The following is a 19,815-nucleotide window of genomic DNA, read 5'->3' on the forward strand; positions in this document are numbered from 1 at the left end:
GCTAAATCCCCCCTGCTTCAACACCTTGTGACTCTATTTTTCCAAGTAACTCTTCATATTTTTGCATCTCTTCTTGCGCATTATTCCAGCTCTCACCATAAATATGAGTTAACTTTCTTGACGTTATTTCAATAATAAAAGAGCTATCTCCATTTTGAAGTAATACATACGTTCTTGTATCTTCTTTATATATTTTCATAGGAGTTGCTTTTTTTAACTTCTCCCCGGCTGGCTGTCCTACTTTTTCTAACATAACCGGTACATAACTTTTCTCTATAGCTCCCTCGATTGTACTTCCATTCCAATCACCTTTTCTTAATACGTATAATACAGTTACTACTTCTAACTTATCGAATGATTCTTTTGTATCTTTGAGAGCTTTATCTTGTTGCTCCACAATAATATCCTTCGTTTCTTGGCTAATTTTCGGTGTCGTATGCGTCGCATTTGTATTATTTAAGTTATACAATTTCCCAATTTTAAATATAAAGGAGATCGATAAAACAATAATTAAACAAATATACCATTTATTATATTTAGGTGATTCAATATCTGAATATGATTGAATCTTTTTATGTTCAACTGATGATAAAGCAGGCTCTTTCACTGCCGCAGCAACCTCTTGCTGCCCCTCATACACAGTTCCTTTACTCCAAAACCCTTCTAATTGTGCTTCTAGTTCCTCTTTTGATAGTTTCGCAGTCGGAATAGTAGTAGCCTCTTCTTTTTTAACTGTACTCTCCATATTGGAAATTTCACGATTTCGAATGATTTTATTTCTTTTCACATTGTATTCAGCATCAAAGGGGGTTCCTAATCCTACTTCTTTATGAATCCGTCCTTTTATAATAGATGAAATGCTATACATCATAAAAATAACTATATACACGGAACCGGCATACCAACCTGTTAAATATACAGGGAGGATTATCCAACCTAAAAGGCTTAAAATAACTAAAATATAATGCAATTTAAGATTCCTCTTACTTGCAAACGAAAATATTTTACAAAACTTAGAAAAAGCATTCCAAAATGTATACGTAAAACTTGCCATAAAAGCACAATACTTGTTTTTCGTTCCGATTGTATCTCTATAAATTTTGTAGGCACCTTCATGATTCGGCTCTAATCGTATTGCAGTTTCAGCTAGCATTCTTGCTTTTTTAAAATTCCCTTTTTCTCTTGCTACATTTGCAAAAGAGACTAGATTTGTTACATTTTCCGGATTCAGCTCTAAAGCACGTTTTTCCGCCTTTATACCCTCTTCTATTCGTTTCGGATAATAACTCAAAAGAATAAAAGCATATCTTCCTACATACATATCATTTTCAGGTTCTAATTCTATCGCTTTGTTATAGTAAGTAATACCTTTATTTAGCGATTCGGTATGTATTTTTGCCTCGCCCACATAAAAGTAATATACGCCTTCTTCCGGATAATTTTTTATCCCTATTTCTGCTATCTCTTTTAATCTCTCAAAATTTTCTTGCGCATAAAAAATATCTAACGCTGTTAACAAAACATTTTCATCTAAGTGATCTATTTTTAGTGCTTCTTCTAAATATTTACTCGCTTCATCAATTTGACGAAAACCAAAGTAGTACACATGACTTAAACAAATATAACCAGTAGCATCTTCTGGATTTTCTTTAATCATCCATTCCGCTTCTTCTTTTGCGAGCTCAATATCACCAAGCTTCAATAAGTGCGAAATTCTCCTAAGTTGCTCTTCCATCTATTCCTTTCCCCCAATCTAATATCATTTACTTCAATTGGTGTTCTTCCATATACTCTAATACTTTGTCAAAATCTTTATTTACATCACTAAACGTTGCATAATTTTTTGCGGTTGAGAACCAGTCTAAAGTTGTCGGTTGCCGTTTTTTCATTGCTGTTAATAAATCTTCATTAGATAAGGGTTGTAACTGTCCTGTTTCAAATGAACGCTGAATAGCTTCATTAATAGCATCTTCCACTAAATACGTTAAATCGGCCCCTGAAAAATGCTCTGCATACTTCGAAACAAAATCTAACTGCAATTCCATTCTCGGTTTATCCTTTGTTTTCAGCTCTAGTATTGTCAGTCTTTCCTCGTTATTTGGTGGTGCCACAAAAACAAGTGAATTAAAACGGCCTGGTCGTCGTAACGCTGGATCAATATACCATGGTGTATTTGTTGCCCCAATTATATAAACACCTTCATTAAAAGAATTGCTTCCGTCCATCTCCACTAGCAATTGATTAACTAGCGTTCTTTGATGATGAGCCCCCATCTTCTGTCTATTCCCGCCATATGCGTCTAATTCATCTATAAATAAAATACAAGGCTTTGTTTTTCTTGCCTCTTCGAACACTTCATGTAAATTTTTCTCTGCTTCTCCTGACCACATCGAGAGTATTGCTTGCAGCTCTAAATGAATAAAATTAGCATTTATCTCGCCTGCAACTGCTCGCGCTAAAAATGTCTTACCACATCCAGGTGGCCCATAAAATAATAAACTGCCTCCTACTTTCTTACCAAAAGCCTGAAAATACTCCGGATTCTTAATCGGCATAATAAAGTCCATATTGATTTTCTTTTTAATATCTTCCATTCCGCCAACATCATCAAAAGTTATTTTACTCTCTTCCACTTCAACCATTTGATTTTTTTCTCTATCAAAAGAAATCACTTTAATTTTCTCTCGATATTTCTCCATGTCGTTCATTCTTGTATTTATCCCCCTATAAAACCCTTTAATTTAGAATACATGTATCCCTATTGCTGTAAAACCTTAAACAAAATATTCCAAAAAAAATTATAACAAAGTTCTACAGAATATTTTGTCAAATTTTGTCACATAACGAAAAAGAGACCCTTACCTATAGTAAGAGCCTCTTCTAACATTATTTCGGCTGTAAAGTTAACACCTTCCCCTCTATCCCCTCCGTATTCAGTGTAGTCGTATGATACGTTCCATTTACCCAATCATCTATTTGATCATGGTACCAATCGCTTCTAAAATGTCCCGATTGTCCTGGCCCTACAATATGATAACCGTTTGACATATCTTTCGTATCAATAACGAATCGCCAAGAAGCTCCGTGATTTACAATACCATTTTCTCCGTAACTCGCTGCTTGAACGGTAACTTGGCTTCCGCCGATTGGAATTGGTTTTTCACGATTAAATGCAAGTAGTGCTAGCATACTAGATGATTTTGAAATTGGATGTGTGAACGCCAGTTGATGGTAATCGCCCCACTTCCACTCCGCAACATTCAGTCCATATTCCTTCTGTAGTTTCTTCATTACATTCTCGTACGAAGTATGCACAACTTTCGTGAAGCCTCCGTACTTCATAAACCAAGCGCCGTTTTCTCCCGCTACTTCTTTTCGAATCAATTCATCAACAACTTGTGACTTCCCTTCAAATAACTCCATCACATCTTTCGGTATTTCTTTTGAAAATAACGTATTCGAAATCTCTTTCATTAATAAATGGAATAGTAATGGTGCCGCTTCATCTTTACTATCGTAAAAATTCCACTTTGTTAATTGTTTTACGCCTTCTTTCTCTACTTCATTTAAAGATGCTTTATTTAACTCTTTTAAAAATATAGGAGCAAACTCTTTCCCATATAAATTTTTTTGATCCATCTGTAAATCTTCTAAATCTTTCACCGTATACTTTTCTTTCTCTTGTAAAAACTCTTGAATACGCATTTGCCTATATGGCTGCGCCCACGTATTACTAATATGGTACGGATAATTATCATCAACAATTTTATTATTCGCAGTTGAAATAAACCCTTGTTTTGGATTTATTACTTTTGGAAGCTGATCAAACGGGATATACCCTTCCCATTCATATTCATCTGTCCATCCCGGCACTGGTAAACTACCATCTCCTTTTTTACGCACTGGTATATTTCCATTCGCTTTATACGCAATTGTGCCGTCGTTTGATGCAAACACAAAGTTTTGAGTTGGTGTATGAAAATCTTGAAGTGCAGTTTCAAACTCATTCCAATCTTTCGCCTTATTCATATTTAATACAGCCTTTAATTCAGCGGACGGTTCCAAAGCAGTCCATTTCAAAGCGAATACTGTTTTCGTTTTCTCTTTCCCTTTATCCGCAAACTCTGAAATAACTGGCCCATGCCTCGTAACCGTAACGTTATACGGAATTGTTTTCCCGCCTTTTACTTTAATAGATTCATCAACAACGGTAGCTTTTTCCCACTTATCGTTATACAGAAATTCATTTTCATTATTAGGATTTCGCTTCTCAATATATAAATCTTGCACATCAGGACCTGTATTCGTAACGCCCCATGCTATTTTGTCATTGTGTCCTAATATAACGCCTGGTACTCCAGCGAAAATAACGCCACTCACATGTAAATCTTTCATTTCAAGTTTTGATTGATACCAAATAGAAGGTGTCGCAAGAGATAAATGAGGATCGTCTGCTAAAATCGGCTTACCAGATGCACTCTTCTCACCACTTATGACCCAATTATTGCTACCGTTAAACTCTGGCGGAATGATCGTTTTTGCAAAACTTTGCGCTACGTCCACATTTGTATTTTTCAGTTCAGCTAACAATCTAGGCGCATCTTTCGGATATGTAGGAAATAGCTCATTTGCTTGCTCTTTCGGTAGATTTTTCAGCGCCCAATATCGAAACGCCTGTCCGTGCCAATGTCCTCCTAAATCAAACGCCATATACTTTCCAATCGTCAAAGAATCCACGATTGACCATTCAGCAGGCTCATAACCTAATACAGTAAACTCAACTGGCAATTTCTTTTCCTCTTTTGCCTCGCGTATAAAAGCGTTCACCCCATCAGCAAATGACTGCAGGGCATACTTCGCTTCTCCATCATATTGACTAACAGATGCTTCGGCTGCTCGCCGTAAACCGAGCGTTCGAAACAACTTATCTCGATCAACAGCTGCTTCCCCTACAACTTCACTCAACATCCCAGAAGCTTGCCTTCTACTTAAATCCATTTGAAACAAACGATCTTGCGCTTGTACATACCCTTGCGAAAAATATAAATCATGTGCATTTTCCGCTTTAATATGCGGTACCCCTTTACTATCCCGCTTTACCTGAACAGCATGTTGTAAATCCTCTATCTTTATCGTTCCATCTATCTTTGGCACAGAACTAAGCGTATATATGTTCAAAAAAATCACTGTACAAATAACTAACAAAAGAACGACACTACTAGACCAAATAAAAATTCTCTTACCCCTAGTTCGTTTCTTCTTTATAACGACTTCCACATATAACCCCTCCTTCCTGAAACTATTCGCTTCTATTTAAGGAAGCACCTTTTAGAAAAGTTGAAAAACCCATACTTTCTCATACTATGGATCATACAAACTACATACCGCTCTCTTATGTACGCCTTCCTTTCTTTCAATGAAATCTACTCGCCCTTTCTTACACCAATTCCTCAAAATTCCCTTCACATAAGCGAGCGTTCGCTTATTATGTTCAAATGCAATTTTAAGCGCCTCTATTACTGTCTTTCCTGAAACTTTTTGTATCCACTCTTTTAATTCCTTCACGATATATGGAGATAGACTACTTATATTTTGTTTGTAAAACTTATAAACTTCACTATGCGACGTACCCTCTTCTGTCTCTTCTATCTCTTCTTCCTTCTCCTCAACAACTTCTTGTAAACTACTATTATCCTCTTCTGCCGGCATACCAAAATGCTGCAATAATAATGGAATCTTCCATTCTTCTTCAAGACATGTACGTAAAAACGTATGTATGAACTCTTTATTTTTCACAGTCTTTAATTCCCTTAACACACACTTTTCTACATTCGCATTTAAAATAGGGTTGTAGTGTAGCCATTTTAGTATGTATAACTCTTTCGTTTCCGCATCGTATAAAATCTTTCCATATGCAACAAATCTATTTAACAGCTTCTCAACAGTTTCCATACTGTAGCCTGTTTCCAGTTCTGCCACACGCTTCGGTAATACGTAAATTCCACATTGCTTCGTTTTCGTACCAGTTAACAAATATATGTAAAAATAACGCTCCTCTGGCGTTAAATCTAATATGAATTCATCTTGCCAAAAGTTCACCTGCACATTACGGTACACCGCCATATGTTTCCCTCCTCCTTTTATTCATAAAAAGACAGAATTCAACCCTTCAATATACATATAGGAATGAGCGCTTTGTTTTTGCATTTGAATTCCAAATTTTTTTAACTACTACAACGCCGGTTTTATTTTTCCGCGCTTTTTTGTTCTTGTAGTTGTTTTTGTTTTTGTTTTGTTTTTTCTTAGTGATTTATTACTTGGTAGATGCTTATAAGGGGCTTGGGAGGGGCTTCATAGGGGCTAAAATAAAAAGGAGTTGTTCCAAATTTTCATTTTGGATAGCTCCTTTAACATCCTTATTACTTTTTCTTGCATCAGTACAAACTTTTACATACCATTCATTTATTTCTGCATAGAGTCTAACATCTTCACTAAAAAGGCAGCTGCCTCACCACGAGTTGTTGTACCTTTAGGATTAAACTTGTTATCTCCAACACCAGTAACTACCTGTAAGCTGTATAATCGCTGAACAGGCTGTTTGTATTCGATCAAATGTTGATCTGTAAATGGTAATGTGACTAAATTACCTGTAACACCTTTATACTGTAATGCCTTGTCAATCATAACCGATGCTTCTTCACAAGTGATTGGTGCATTCGGGTCAAAAATACCTCCACCACGACCGCTAATAATTCCTGCACTTGCACTTCGTTTCATACCGTTATGAAGTGACGGATGCGCTTTGTTAATGTCTACAAATGACTTATTTCCTTCTGGTAATTGAAGAGCATTTGAAATTAATGCAGCAAACTCAGCTCTCGTTACATTACGATAAGGCGCAAATACACCATTTCCTTCTCCGTGCATAATACCTAGACTGTGTAGTTTACGAATATGTCCCTCAAACCATCCACCTGTAATATCATCTTTTGGCTTTTGTACTTCTTCTTTTGGTACATTGTAGTTAATCTTAATCCAACTTGGATTATAGAAAATCCACTCTCCATTTCCTACTTTGTACCAACCGTTTTTAACTGCTAACACTTTGTAACGGTCACCTTTTGAAGCTTTACGAACAATATGATGCTCAAGGTCCGCACCACTACGTACGTTTATACCGTCACCATTCACTACAAGCTCCATGCTAGGTTCAGCTGGATTAAATTCATTTGAATCAAATAGCTCGTTTCTTTCTTGTAAAGGCGCGTCAATTTGCGCATTAACATTTGCATACCATTGAATATCTTGTACGAAGCCATTCCAATTTCCACGAGAAATTAAAATATCAGGACAGTTTTTTCCGCTCCATTGTTGATGCCTATAAATGTGATCCGTGCTAATTCCTTCTTTATTCATTAAGTATCTTGCAAGTCGCTTCGCATTCTCTAACGCTTTATTATAATCTCCATCTTGGTTAACTAAAATTTCAATACCGATAGACTCTCTGTTTCCTGAACCATCCCCATCTCCTGCATGCCAACCATTTTCATTTGTTGGTAAGTGCTGATAGATTTGTTTATCGTCCACAGTAAAATGCCACGAAGCTATTCGGAACGTACCTTCCGTTGCTTGTTTATACAAATATTTCGCATGATTTTCAGCATTCGCACCGCGGGCTGTGTTTTCAGTCTCATGAATTGTAATATAACGTGCTTTCATCGGATTAGCCGGGCGAATATCAGGATTTCCTGCTGGAACAATCCACTCTACAAACGGGACACCTGCAAGTGTTCCATATTTCTTTGTAGTCATCGATGCACTATATTGGATGGCTCTTGGCTTTTTAACCGGCTTCATTTCGCGAGTAGAACTATCATTTCGACCGTCTACATGTTCAAAAGCCCTTTCAATGTTTGAAATAGCTTCATCTTCCGCTACTTGACCTGTTTTAGCTTCTTTCATTTTATTTAGTTCTTCTGTTTCAGAATGTTTATGCTTATATTCTTCTAGAAGTATTTTCTCGTTTTCTGATACTTCCACTTCATTAATTTGCATGTGATCTGGAGTTTCTAGATTGAAATTAGAATAACTTAATCCGCTCGTTCCACGTTCCCCTTGTGCGATACGAAGCTAATCCGTTTGAAGGTTTTTACTCCCTTCTGCTGATATTGCTAAAGGTGCACTCCCTAACATTACTAAACTTGTTGATAGTGCCATTACTCTTTTTTTTATGATTGTATTCATTGCTGTAATCGATATCTACACTGTTCGTGCAGTATCTCAACCTCCCTTTATATTCTCATTAGTGAAAAACTATGAATCTACTATGTACTTTTAACAAAACTTTCATCACCTATGTATATTCACCCTTTTATACATACTTTCATTTTATCCCCAGCAGGTGAATGATAGTTTCCATAAAATTCCTTAACAGACATTATTTTATAACCAATTGCAATTGTCGTCAAAAGCACTTATCCCCCTTACACGCCACTGCTTCTCAAAAAATAGATTAGGATACCTTTTACTCATTTTCTTCAACTAGAAGGACCTTTACGTTTTTTCATAACTACTATGTATCTATTAATTAGATCCTGATTTAATGTAATTTCTCTATTTGAAAATACTTATATTTTTCAATTTTCCACTATAATATAGTTATCATCTTTTTACATTGAAAGGAGTTTTTATATGGAAGAAATTGCTCATATTTTACTCACTAATATTGATACATGAAATGAAGAAGACCAAAAAATTGTAAAGAAACTAGCTAGTAAGTTAAAATCTTTTGCTCATGCACCACTACATAAAAATCACTGCTGTTGAAATATTAAAATAAACAGTACGAGTTTATGAGATAATACGTTAAAGGGGATGAACGAATTGTTAGATACGATTGTTTATGATAAAGCGAAGTACCATTATGAAGGGGATTTTCCTGAGGACTTACCAATCGATCAAGCTTTTGTACATACTGGCATGTTTTTAGGATGGATAATTGAACGTAATTTATGTAGTCAAGAATTTGAAGAAGAGTCTCAAGACGAAATTAATCAGTTTAAACTTAGACAAATGACTAGCACAGAAATTTATATGAACTGGGATGGCGTTTTAGCAGACGACATGTTAAATAATGAGGGCAATCAATTCACAATGTACTACTTTAACCATGACGAGGACTGGAAATATATAAATGATTACAGTAATGTTTTTATAGATGAAGGCGAAACCCTCTACCATGTGCAAGATACTTGGGAAAACTATTTTAAATTAAAAGAAGTTATTGATAATAGCTATAATTTTTGGAAAGACAACTTACAAAATAAATAAGTATAAAAAGTCGATTTCTTATGTTAATAAGGAATCGACTTTCTTAATAGTAAACTTAAATATTTTTTCATTCTAGCCTCTATTACAAATTCCCTTTAACGTTTTCGACAATCTCATTTATCGTATTTCGATCAAACTTATCACTAATTTCGTATGACTCACGATCTCCTACTAATTGTACGCCTACAATATCATTGCGGTCCTTACCATATTGTACTTCAATAATGGATCCACGCTCTATTTGTTTCCAAACGAGACTTGCTTCATCTTTATTATCTAAAATAATACAGTCCTCAATATTTTCATCAACCCCAATTAACTTGTTGTCATCTATAAACCCAACCTCGTATTGTTGACGCTCTTTCGCTTTGCTGCTTACTAATATACCTTTGCTACCATATGAATAATCCATATAGTCCTTCTTCTCAGATTGTACCGCTTTCGTCTCTTGTGCTTTAGTTTTTTCAGCGTTCCCACAACCCATGATAAGACTAATTGGCATCACCGTAGTTAGTACTACTCTAGTAAATTTCTTTATCATTTATAAGCAACTCCCCATACTTACATTTAAATTCCGTTTATCAATTTATTAAAAAATAACATGATATAAAATAGGCAAAGCCAACGATAAAATATTCGTTGCATTCCCACAATTTAATTAAGGACCAGGCCATTTAAACCTAGTCCTACATAACTTTACCTTTGCTTCACATACTTAATTGTATTGAATGAAGTCTCATTAAATAATCGTAAGTTTTCCCCATCATAATCTTGAACTTTATATGCTATTTTCTTTTTTTGAATTGTATCTTCTACACCGTCTACTAAACGTTTATTGAGATGTAAATAGACTGTAAAAGCTTCCTTATCATATTCCCAAGTTCCTTCAATATAATTCTTTTTATTTGGATACTCACCTTTACCATACGTTTCAAATGTCTTATCACCTTTTAGAATGAGTGACATAATGAAACCGTCTGTTCCTTTGAATCCCCAATTACCGATTAATTCCGTACCATCTTTCACATTCTTCATAACATTATCCGTATTAATTCCAGCTTTCTTATCTAACTCTTTCAAATCTTTCACAGATACTGTACCGTCACCGATTTTAATATCCCCTTCAAGATCTTTGAATGCCTTAAGCCAGTAAATATCTCCTTCTTTCACTAACTTTTCGGATTTCTCGATTAACTCTTTATCAGTTTTATCGCCTTTTTCTCTTTTTTCTTTTCGGGTGAATACTTCATTTATTAAAGAAAAAGACTCTCTAAAATAACCAATTGCTTTTTCAAAATCCTTTTGTTGATTTACATACTCTGCAGGGGGATCTATCGACTCGAATTTATCTAACATTTTATTTAATTCTTTCACACTATCTACTACATCTGATTTCTTTTTCTTACCGTCAAAAACCTCTCTTGTAATATTGTTATGCTCCGCAAACAACTTATCAAACTCTACCCCTAATTTATACACTTTATTAGGATAGTCTTCCTTTGAAACTTTTTCTTTCTTACTATTAGACTTCGATTCTTTTACTTTAGACTCTTCCGTTTTCTCCTGTTTAGAAGTGTTCGTTTTCTCAGACACTCCACAACCAAATAACAACATGACCGGAACTGCTACCCCTAGTAGTTTCTTTGCATTCATGACTGATTTCTCCTTTTACTTGAATAAATTACTCTTACTATAGCCATCCTCTTTTTTATCTTGTAATTAAAGTTACAATCGCAATAACTCCTAGAATCGGTCCCCAATATTCCATTTTTATAAAAAATAGTGAGTGTTTTTTGTTAAACATAACTTTTTCACCAGTTTCGGCATCTATATAAACTTTCCCATTTGGCTTATTAATATATCTTCCTAAATACCAAGACATAACCCCTGATATAATTAACATTACCGCCATTGGCCAACTATGGTCTTGAAAATATGTAGCGTCCCCCGTTATAGATCCAAAGATAACCTTACCTAAAAGAGTATTAATAATTACAATAATTGCGACTAAAAAACCCCAACCAGACCAAATAATCATCTATTTCTCCTCCTAAAGCGCACAACTTTGTACCTTATGTTAATTTGAACTGCAAACGAAAACATTAAAAAAACCGAATATTCAGACGTAAACAATTATATTTATCCTACATTCGATTCTAACTTTAGTGTTCTAAATGCAAATGAACCAGACATAATTTGTAATATTGTTGGAATAAGTAAAAAGAATAATGACATAAATAACGTAACTATAGGAATCACAATCATACAAACTCCATAAACTTTATTATTAACCTTGTTTACTAAACATGATAAAATAAGCAACCCTATTTGAACCGTTAAAATAATAGAGTAATAAGCTAAAAGTTCATAATCAAAACCTTCCATAATATTAAACGCTACAACTATTAATAGTATGGAAATAATAATTCCTATAATGCCACCAATTAAACCTAGTACGAATTCAAGCGTTCTTTTCAATTCAATCCCCCTTTTATGAGCCACTAACAACTTGTATATTTTTCCCATTCACCATCATACCAAATATTCATTGGAAAAACTATACATACTTTCATTCTTCCTTACCTTACAGCGACCTTCTTACCATTATAGATAGCTTGTTGCGGTTACAAAATTAAAACCTTCACAATTACTAACTGGTTTCGATACCTTTAGAAAGTGGACATACCTCTTGAATACAATTAATATTAACATGAGAAGTATGAAAGACTTAAAAAGGCTTTTATATGAAGGAAGGAAGTGCACAACTATGGATTTTAAAACAGTTATGCAAGAACTTGAGGCTCTAGGTAAGGAACGAACGAAAAAAATATACATATCTAACGGTGCGCACGATCCAGTTTTTGGCGTAGCTACAGGTGCTATGAAACCAATCGCTAAAAAAATAAAATTAAATCAAGAGCTAGCTGAAGAGCTTTATGCCACAGGCAACTACGATGCTATGTACTTTGCAGGCATTATTGCCGACCCAAAAGCTATGAGTGAATCGGATTTTAATCGTTGGATAGATGGAGCTTATTTTTATATGCTATCTGATTATGTAGTAGCAGTAACTTTATCGGAGTCAAATATTGCACAAGATGTTGCTGATCAATGGATTGCAAGTGGGGACGAGCTTAAAATGTCTGCGGGCTGGAGTTGCTACTGCTGGCTTTTAGGAAATCGTAAAGACAATGAATTTTCCGAAAGTAAAATTTCCGATATGCTTGAAATGGTGAAAGATACAATTCATCATTCTCCAGAACGAACAAAATCTGCTATGAATAATTTCCTAAACACAGTGGCAATTTCATATGTACCACTACATGAAAAAGCAGTCCAAACTGCAAAAGAAGTTGGTATAGTTGAAGTCAAACGTGATAATAAAAAAAGCAGTTTGCTACATGCTACAGAGAGTATTCAGAAAGAACTTGATAGAGGCAGACTTGGTTTCAAACGTAAGTATGTAAGATGTTAAACAAATTCATATCTGGGTGTCAATTCGAGAAAGATTGACACCTTTTTCATTTAGGTTATATAATCCCCGCATTTACTTTTAACTTATATTAAAAAATAATATCCTGATAACCTACTTCCATTATCTTTTCATTTAATAAACGAACTCCTACACCATTTTCTATATCCCACATACAATTAAATGTAATTCCAACCTCTCGTCCTTCCGTAATATCTGCATACGGAACAACAATACCATCTAAACTGATCATCTCTAGTATTTGATCAGTTGTTTCAACTAATGGATAATTTTCTCGCACTCCAATACCATATCCTAATTCACATCGCCTTTGTTTGTAATAGTCTAATATAGACTGTAATAAACTTATTTGTACCTCTTCCCAATTTTTTATTAATGATTGATACGCTACATACTGCCCTTCATCAAACATCCCATCTTCTTCACCATCTATCATCAAATCAATCTCAGTTACATTACCTATAAAAGTTATAGGCATACACTTAGCCCAAGCATAAGTATATTCAATCTCTCCAAAAACTGAATCGTTCACTCTCATTTATCCGTCATTCCTCTCGCACTTATTACTAAGGTGTCCCTGCTTATTGTTAACTCCCATCAACACTTAACATTTGAAATATTCTTTCAAAAACATATAAAACGTTGGCCAACTCTCCTTTAATTCTCCATTTAAAAGTAATTCATCTCCACCTTCAAAATTTACTGAGTAAACTTTATCAGTTACACTATCAAGGACCAATGCAGCATTTGCTGTCATTTCCGTTAATACTAAATACTTATTAGGAAATCCATGTTCCTTTCGAGCAATAATTGTGTAGTATTCAATATTATTCTCTTCATCTATAATATCAAGTAGTTCATAAGGAACGTGCTCTTCCCAAAATGGTCCTGCAAATCGATAATAAAACTCTCTAAATGTATTAGACACTTTTACACCTAATCTATTCATTACTTCATTCACCTGATCTTTATCTTCCCGTTTATATATATCTTCTTCCAAAACTTCTTCTAAACGATTTGGCAAAGCATGCATTTGTATCCCTCCTTTACAAGGTTTATCTATGTGTTTATGAAATAAATTTGCAACTCCCTGCAAACTACCTGTACGGCATAGAACCAATAAATGTAACCTCTAAACCATCAAACATATCTTCTCTTTTCGCTTCATTATATTTAAAATCATAAAGAACAATAACAAAGTTAATATCGTTCGCTAAACTATCTCCATTTACTAGCTTTTTTATTTTAGGAATAATTCGTTCACTATAAGAAAAATCACTTAAAATATGTTCAACTTCCCTTTTATTATTCTCATAAAAACAAATTTCAATATTATCTTCATCATAATAACCGAATTCAAAGCTCGTCCCAAACTTTGAATGAACTGAATCACCATCTATCGTGTAATCTATATCGACATAATCCTCAAGATTTTGGAGTGATTTAGAAATTCCAAACCAAACTGAAACCATTCCACTATATTCCACTTTCCCACCCCATCTAGCCGGTCTATAATTCATATAAACATTCTTCACTTTACTATTTTTGTAACCTCAAACTAGAAATTAACTCATTTAAACTATTCGAAACCTCTGTAAACGACCCGCGTTCAAATTCCTCCAATTGAGTCTTTCCACTTACATTATTTAAAACAACTAGTGAACCATTTCCTTCTACCCTTATCTAGTCCCTTAATAACTCGTGATTAAGTCTTCGCCTTCATATCTAGGATCTTTCTCCACTTTACCATCTTTTGTTTTGATGACTTTTAGTCTACCTAACCACTCTGCTCCGTTATATGTCTCTTCACTTACCCATACATTATGCTTTTTACCGTCTACCTCAACTACTAATGTTGGGTGTGTAAATATGAATTCCTCCTCTACATGCCTACCTACTATTTCTGCATGTAATGATGTACCTTCTTCAACTAGTTTACTATTCTGATACCCTTCGATAATAGGTAATCCAATAAATACAAAGAATATCAGCCCAAATACAGTCACTTTCTTCTTTGTACTCCATTTATTCTTTTCTTTCAATTCCTTCTGTCTCGCTTCTCTTTCTTCGCGTTCATCCAAACTCTCATTTAAAGCGTCTTCCCACGCCTTAATTTCCGCTTCGATTTCTGCTTCAGCTCTTGCTAATTTTTCTAGTTGTTCATCGGTTGCTACCATCTCATATGAGTTATCTCCAACCACACGAATTTCAGCACCATTTTCTTTTACTTTCCGCAAGTCTTTTTCTGTACAATCAAACTCTCGAATGATTTCCCCTTGTGTGTTTACAAGTCTAACGTAAATGTTTTTTTCTCCTTCTTCTTAAACATCTGAACTCCCCCTTATTTGTTTCCTATCATAGATAACCCTACTGCAATTAAGAGAAAGAAAACGATAATAAGGAAAGTCTTCCCTTTGCTTAATTGTGTTGTACAACCTTCCAAGACAGCCCATATAAGAATTGGAAAAAGAAGAATACCTAGGAGAATATCGACCAACTTGTTGCTACTCTTCTTTAGTGGTTTTTCTTCTTCTACTATCGGTTTTATCCGAACAGCTTCTTTTCTTATTTGTTTCGGCTTCTTTTTCTTGCGTCTATGATTCACCCAACATACCCCTTTTAGAATAACTTTTTACAACTATAAAAATACCATCTATTATTATCTACACTTATTCACTAAAACTCCCTATTTCTTCTGTCCAAAAACATCCTTCCGTTAAAGCAACTGCATCAATTTTTCGAAGTGCATTAGAAATCCACTCCACCAAACCTTTAGGTATATTTTTTTCAATATAAGCCTTTCTTCCATTGGCAGCCTTTACTTCTTTTATAAATTCCACATAGACAAGTAAAGATTCTGCAAACTTCTCTATCGTACTATTTATAAGAACGACTTTATTTTCATTGTCATAATCTATATATACGAGTTGTGATTTAGATTCATCAATACAGATTGGATTTCCACTACCAGTAAATCCAAAGTATATAAACTTATCATACATCGTACCTAATTCATTTTGTATCTCGCTCAACCTTATCCCGCCACCGTTATCCGCAGATTCAAATGTAAGAAATGGAGGAGCAGACTCGGGAAAACCTGCTTTAATTAAGAAGTCTTTCGTTTCTTTCGAGAATGAAAACGAGTGAATGATTTTTTCATTATAATGAATTAAACCGTATATTTCTTCATTCCAATTCACTAAAAAATCTTGTGGTGAGATCATTTTATCCTCCTGTATATCATATTATTATCTCTGCTCCATTTTTAAATTACTTATCAACTCAACTAGGGAATTAGAAAGAAACTCCTTTTCTTCTGTTTCAAAGTTTTCTATTAATACTTCTCCTGTTTCATTGTCAAAAATAATAGCCTTATCTTCCGGAGAGATAAATCCTATCTGTATATACCTAAATTCTCCCCCTTCACTCTCCTCATACCGTTTCATTATTTGAATAAATTCTACTATAAATTAATAGGATTTCATTTCCTACTGAATTATTAATAATTGAAAAATAATTGGATTTCATACCCCACCTTCATACTAATAGTAAAGTTATATAGCGATTCTTATTACTTTTTCACTACAAATCTCTTCAATTGATCCTGCCTTATTTACACGTATTCTCTCGATTAAAGTCAAACGCTGCTTCAACACCATTTTTTAGTAATTTTTGTAATAACGTATCTAATCCTGCTTCGAAATAACATTGAATTTCTTCTTTATATAACGGTAATAGGGTATGAAAATAAACCGGCCAGTCACCCTCTATTCTTTTACCATCTTCACGAAATTCCATTTTGAATGCCCCTGAACACTGTGGAATTGGTGGCACAATCATAACACCAGAAAATTCCGTCTCTTTACTATATGGATGAATTGACGCATTGCAATCTTCCTTACCTTCATCTAATTGATTCGGAAATATAAGCCATTGCCCTAATCCATATTCCCTTGTCGTTTCTCCAAATCCTTGTAAAAGACGCAAAGGCCAACTGTATTTCGAACTCGCCAAAGCGGTTACTGAAACATCCCAATCCTTCGGTAGATGCATGACAAGTTCTGAATAACCACTATCTACACTTGATGGAGCTGGCATACGGAAATAGCTATTCCGATATGTTACTACTGTATGGTAATCAACTATTTTATTTGGTCCAACATCATATAATTCTACATCGGTAATCCTTTTTGTATTTGCTTCTATATGATTCGTAATCAGTCCATAATGCTGCTGAATATGTGATTTAAAATCTTCTATTGAGGTTGGACGTATCACTGGGTTATTTTCTATTTTTTGTTCATGATTTTTCTCATCGGATTCCCATACTAATTGAAAATTAAACCCCTTTAGTTCACTTTCCACAACACAATCTTTAAATTCATCTGATACAAATGTTTGTACAGATACAATTGGAAAATCTCCGTATTTATGCTTTGTGTTCATTGTACAAAAAATATGTTCTCCTTTAATTTCATCTGCAATAAAAGCAAATTTATCGAATCCACCAAAATCATCAGGTTTTGCATTTTTATAATCAATACATGCCAATACGTTTAATACATGTATTGCATAGCATTCGTATACTTCATGAACAAGCGGAAGAACTTCAACTTTCCCTTTTATTAAATCAAATACTACTTCTATCGCTGCTTTTGTAAAAACAAGTGGTATTTCACTTAATAAATCAGATACTTCTCCTTTATTTGATAATTTCATTTGCAATGGATTCCACGTATTAATTACTGATTGACCTTGAAAATAGTTATTAAAAATTTCTTGTCCTTCTTCATTCTCACACTCTAATTGATCAAACTGCGAATCTCCAATAATTTTCCATATTTTCATTATACTCCGCCTTTTACTCTATATAAAATACACATTTTCCCTGTCAACAACCATTTCTCATCTATTTTATCCTTTAATGCTTTTTATCGCCCACTGCTTATATGTATTTTTTATCTCACTATCTTCTTTACTATTTCTTTTTTACGATTTAACTTCTTCTAATCATGTAACTTATTTAAAAACTCCGTAAAATTATTAGCAATATAGAATACATTTTCTCTCGCTACTTCCTCTGCCTCCTCAGCCGTAATCCCTTCACTCTCCATCAATGTTTCCTTTTCCCATGCCCCCTCATGTTCCCAAAAGACGACAATTGGATCTTCTTCATGATTTTTATAATCAAAGCAGATTAAATTTCCTGCTGGATCAAACGCGAAAGGAAATAATTCTTTAGGTAATGTATTAATAAAATCACTATATACATCAACTATATATTCATCACTATTTTCATTAAAAGATAATAAAGTACCAAAAATTCTTTCGTGATTATTCACATTAAATAATTCTGGCTCTACATTGGCACCATTATTTACAGCTACACATTTTATATAATCAATTGGCAATTTAAAACCTATTTTATTACTAATCTCTCTCACAAAATCTTCATTTACAGCTTCATCAGCAAATTGCCATTCTACTTTTCTCACCAAGTTCCATCACCCCATTGTTATTTACTCTTAAATAATTTTACAAACTGCCCTATATGTTATCAAATAACATATTGTAATTTTTTATATTAATGGATTATCTTCTCGTTTAGAGCATCGGTTGATGAATGCTAATTCCTCTTTTGTCGGTGCAACTTTTTTGCTAATTACATCCCCATGTTTATCCCATTCTGTATAATGTAAGCAAATACCAAACTTAAATTCCCCTTCATATTTAAGTACTTCGCATTCATACCATTTTTTCCGTATCCCTCTTGTCTGTCCTTTTATCATGTAATCCGTAGTTTTCACTTTTCCGCTCTGATAAAACTTAACATAATTCCCTTCTTTAAAACCATCCCTATAGTAACAATAATACGCTAGGGTGCCATTGTCATATAACTCATATGCTAAACCAGTAAAAGGTTTCCCATTCTTTTCTTCTGGCTTATCTAGCACTTCATCACTGGATGAGGTAAACCATAGTTCCTCATCAAAATTTATTCCATGCTCTAATACGTATTTTTTACTTAGTACATCCATCTTATTCTCCAATTTTATTCACCTCTAAACAACAATCAAAGCTTTCCGTTATAGTAAAAATCACTCCTTAACAGAGTGCCATAGAATGGTTTTATTTTCATCACATATATCGTTTTCTTATACGACTACATGTCCATAAAAATACTTTTTACCAATCTTCCATTCTTTCTTTGTTAGAACATCGATATATGACATCAACTCTCTATTTTTTTCATTTGTTATTATCGTATCGTATTGAATTGGACATTTGATTCCACTCCAAATTGATAAAACGGAAGGTATAGTAACAACATTATAAGTAGTTCTATCTCTTAAAGAACTCATAACTTCCGAAACTAACTCCTTTGCCAAATCTCCAGGAAAAGATAGTCTATTACGATAATAGTATTCTTGCGTATCGTTATTTTCGATAAAACTAGAATAAGCTTCATTAAATTCTTCTAACGATACTTCATAATACTCGTCCTCAATTCCAAGCATCCATGAAAGTTCATTTCTTATAGCTTTTTCAACAAAGGTATCTTCCCACTCTTCTAGTAACGCTAAAAGATATGGTACTACATGATATGAAAGAGTTTCACCAGCACTTACTACAAAATTATGAACTCCATCCTCTGAAGCACTTGAAAGGAATTTCAAATTATTCGTTTCTAATAAATCATCGTGAGTAGCTACTGAACAAAATAGTCTAGTGCATAAATGTAAAACAAGCCCATTTCGAGTACTATTCATAAGTTCAATTAGTAATCCCTTAACGGAGAAATCACCTAACTTTAACAATTCGTTAATTAAAATAAAGGATTCTGTCTCTGCTACACTATCCCTTAAGTTAGACTTAAGAGTTTCAATTGTATGATTAGAAACTTCTCCATACCAAATATCTTTTTTTAAATGCTCTAAATCCATCATTCTCCCGCCTTTTATTGCTGCTTACATTTATACGAACCATTTTAT

22 protein-coding genes and 1 pseudogene are annotated in these 19,815 nt (G+C 34.0%); 2 read left to right on the forward strand and 21 right to left on the reverse strand.

Going from position 1 to position 19,815, the window contains the following annotated elements; all coding sequences use genetic code 11:
• Position 1 precedes the first annotated feature (1 nt).
• From DN392_RS11425 to DN392_RS11450, 5 genes are all read right to left on the reverse strand, one after another.
• A complete protein-coding gene (locus DN392_RS11425; protein WP_064449287.1) occupies positions 2-1,735 on the reverse strand; it encodes a tetratricopeptide repeat protein in 1,734 nt (577 codons plus the stop codon).
• Positions 1,736-1,763: 28 nt separating this feature from the next.
• A complete protein-coding gene (locus DN392_RS11430; RefSeq protein ID WP_016087178.1) occupies positions 1,764-2,708 on the reverse strand; it encodes an ATP-binding protein in 945 nt (314 codons plus the stop codon).
• A 178-nt stretch (positions 2,709-2,886) separates the two neighbouring features.
• The gene (locus DN392_RS11435; RefSeq protein ID WP_064449288.1) at positions 2,887-5,277 is read right to left on the reverse strand and encodes a penicillin acylase family protein; all 2,391 of its coding nucleotides are present in this window, start codon (positions 5,275-5,277) and stop codon (positions 2,887-2,889) included.
• An 84-nt stretch (positions 5,278-5,361) separates the two neighbouring features.
• Positions 5,362-6,123, reverse strand: a complete 762-nt coding sequence (locus DN392_RS11440) for a DnaD domain-containing protein (protein ID WP_088091642.1) — start codon at positions 6,121-6,123, stop codon at positions 5,362-5,364.
• A 339-nt stretch (positions 6,124-6,462) separates the two neighbouring features.
• Positions 6,463-8,124, reverse strand: a complete 1,662-nt coding sequence (locus DN392_RS11450) for an S-layer homology domain-containing protein (protein ID WP_255447968.1) — start codon at positions 8,122-8,124, stop codon at positions 6,463-6,465.
• Positions 8,125-8,883: 759 nt separating this feature from the next.
• Here DN392_RS11450 and DN392_RS11455 point away from each other — a divergent pair.
• A complete protein-coding gene (locus tag DN392_RS11455; RefSeq protein ID WP_088091643.1) occupies positions 8,884-9,330 on the forward strand; it encodes a DUF7832 domain-containing protein in 447 nt (148 codons plus the stop codon).
• A gap of 82 nt (positions 9,331-9,412) precedes the next feature.
• On the opposite strand, the gene DN392_RS11460 is transcribed toward DN392_RS11455, so the two are convergent.
• The 4 genes from DN392_RS11460 to DN392_RS11475 all read right to left on the reverse strand — a co-directional run bounded on the left by DN392_RS11460 (position 9,413) and on the right by DN392_RS11475 (position 11,808).
• Positions 9,413-9,871, reverse strand: a complete 459-nt coding sequence (locus tag DN392_RS11460) for a hypothetical protein (protein WP_088321385.1) — start codon at positions 9,869-9,871, stop codon at positions 9,413-9,415.
• A gap of 155 nt (positions 9,872-10,026) precedes the next feature.
• A complete protein-coding gene (locus DN392_RS11465; RefSeq protein ID WP_064057457.1) occupies positions 10,027-10,983 on the reverse strand; it encodes a DUF3994 domain-containing protein in 957 nt (318 codons plus the stop codon).
• 55 nt (positions 10,984-11,038) lie between these two features.
• A complete protein-coding gene (locus DN392_RS11470) occupies positions 11,039-11,368 on the reverse strand; it encodes a hypothetical protein (protein ID WP_000587858.1) in 330 nt (109 codons plus the stop codon).
• Positions 11,369-11,469: 101 nt separating this feature from the next.
• Positions 11,470-11,808: a DUF4064 domain-containing protein gene (locus DN392_RS11475; RefSeq protein WP_000831563.1), complete on the reverse strand. Its 339-nt coding sequence runs from the start codon at positions 11,806-11,808 to the stop codon at positions 11,470-11,472.
• A gap of 289 nt (positions 11,809-12,097) precedes the next feature.
• Here DN392_RS11475 and DN392_RS11480 point away from each other — a divergent pair, with 289 nt between their 5' ends.
• Positions 12,098-12,805, forward strand: coding sequence for a DNA alkylation repair protein (locus DN392_RS11480; RefSeq protein ID WP_064057456.1), 708 nt, complete (start codon positions 12,098-12,100; stop codon positions 12,803-12,805).
• Positions 12,806-12,893: 88 nt separating this feature from the next.
• On the opposite strand, the gene DN392_RS11485 is transcribed toward DN392_RS11480, so the two are convergent.
• From DN392_RS11485 to imm47, 12 genes and pseudogenes are all read right to left on the reverse strand, one after another.
• Positions 12,894-13,361, reverse strand: coding sequence for a DUF6985 domain-containing protein (locus DN392_RS11485; protein ID WP_064057455.1), 468 nt, complete (start codon positions 13,359-13,361; stop codon positions 12,894-12,896).
• A gap of 66 nt (positions 13,362-13,427) precedes the next feature.
• Complete coding sequence (locus DN392_RS11490; protein WP_064057454.1) at positions 13,428-13,856, reverse strand: SMI1/KNR4 family protein; 429 nt, start codon at positions 13,854-13,856, stop codon at positions 13,428-13,430.
• Positions 13,857-13,920: 64 nt separating this feature from the next.
• Positions 13,921-14,343, reverse strand: a complete 423-nt coding sequence (locus DN392_RS11495; protein WP_048544725.1) for an immunity 22 family protein — start codon at positions 14,341-14,343, stop codon at positions 13,921-13,923.
• Between the two features lie 19 nt (positions 14,344-14,362).
• Positions 14,363-14,506 (reverse strand): annotated as a pseudogene (locus DN392_RS30740) (SecY-interacting protein Syd); the annotation flags it as partial.
• 8 nt (positions 14,507-14,514) lie between these two features.
• Positions 14,515-15,060, reverse strand: coding sequence for a hypothetical protein (locus tag DN392_RS11505; RefSeq protein ID WP_064449289.1), 546 nt, complete (start codon positions 15,058-15,060; stop codon positions 14,515-14,517).
• A 104-nt stretch (positions 15,061-15,164) separates the two neighbouring features.
• On the reverse strand, positions 15,165-15,428 hold the full coding sequence (locus tag DN392_RS11510) for a hypothetical protein (RefSeq protein ID WP_001016550.1): 264 nt from the start codon (positions 15,426-15,428) through the stop codon (positions 15,165-15,167).
• Between the two features lie 64 nt (positions 15,429-15,492).
• Positions 15,493-16,047 carry an SUKH-4 family immunity protein gene (locus DN392_RS11515; RefSeq protein WP_064057225.1) on the reverse strand — a complete coding sequence of 185 codons (555 nt, stop codon included), beginning with the start codon at positions 16,045-16,047 and terminating at the stop codon, positions 15,493-15,495.
• Between the two features lie 24 nt (positions 16,048-16,071).
• The gene (locus DN392_RS11520; RefSeq protein ID WP_000833060.1) at positions 16,072-16,269 is read right to left on the reverse strand and encodes a SecY-interacting protein Syd; all 198 of its coding nucleotides are present in this window, start codon (positions 16,267-16,269) and stop codon (positions 16,072-16,074) included.
• Positions 16,270-16,432: 163 nt separating this feature from the next.
• Positions 16,433-17,671, reverse strand: coding sequence for a suppressor of fused domain protein (locus DN392_RS11525; RefSeq protein WP_088321386.1), 1,239 nt, complete (start codon positions 17,669-17,671; stop codon positions 16,433-16,435).
• Between the two features lie 158 nt (positions 17,672-17,829).
• Entirely contained in the window at positions 17,830-18,318 is a 489-nt protein-coding gene (locus DN392_RS11530; RefSeq protein ID WP_064057236.1) for an SMI1/KNR4 family protein, read from the reverse strand.
• Between the two features lie 84 nt (positions 18,319-18,402).
• Positions 18,403-18,861, reverse strand: coding sequence for a toxin-antitoxin system YwqK family antitoxin (locus DN392_RS11535; protein ID WP_016087153.1), 459 nt, complete (start codon positions 18,859-18,861; stop codon positions 18,403-18,405).
• 117 nt (positions 18,862-18,978) lie between these two features.
• Positions 18,979-19,767, reverse strand: coding sequence for an Imm47 family immunity protein (imm47, locus tag DN392_RS11540; RefSeq protein ID WP_064057227.1), 789 nt, complete (start codon positions 19,765-19,767; stop codon positions 18,979-18,981).
• Positions 19,768-19,815: the final 48 nt, after the last annotated feature.

The sequence above is a fragment of the Bacillus sp. BB51/4 genome (assembly GCF_008368845.1).
Lineage (GTDB): Bacteria > Bacillota > Bacilli > Bacillales > Bacillaceae_G > Bacillus_A > Bacillus_A wiedmannii.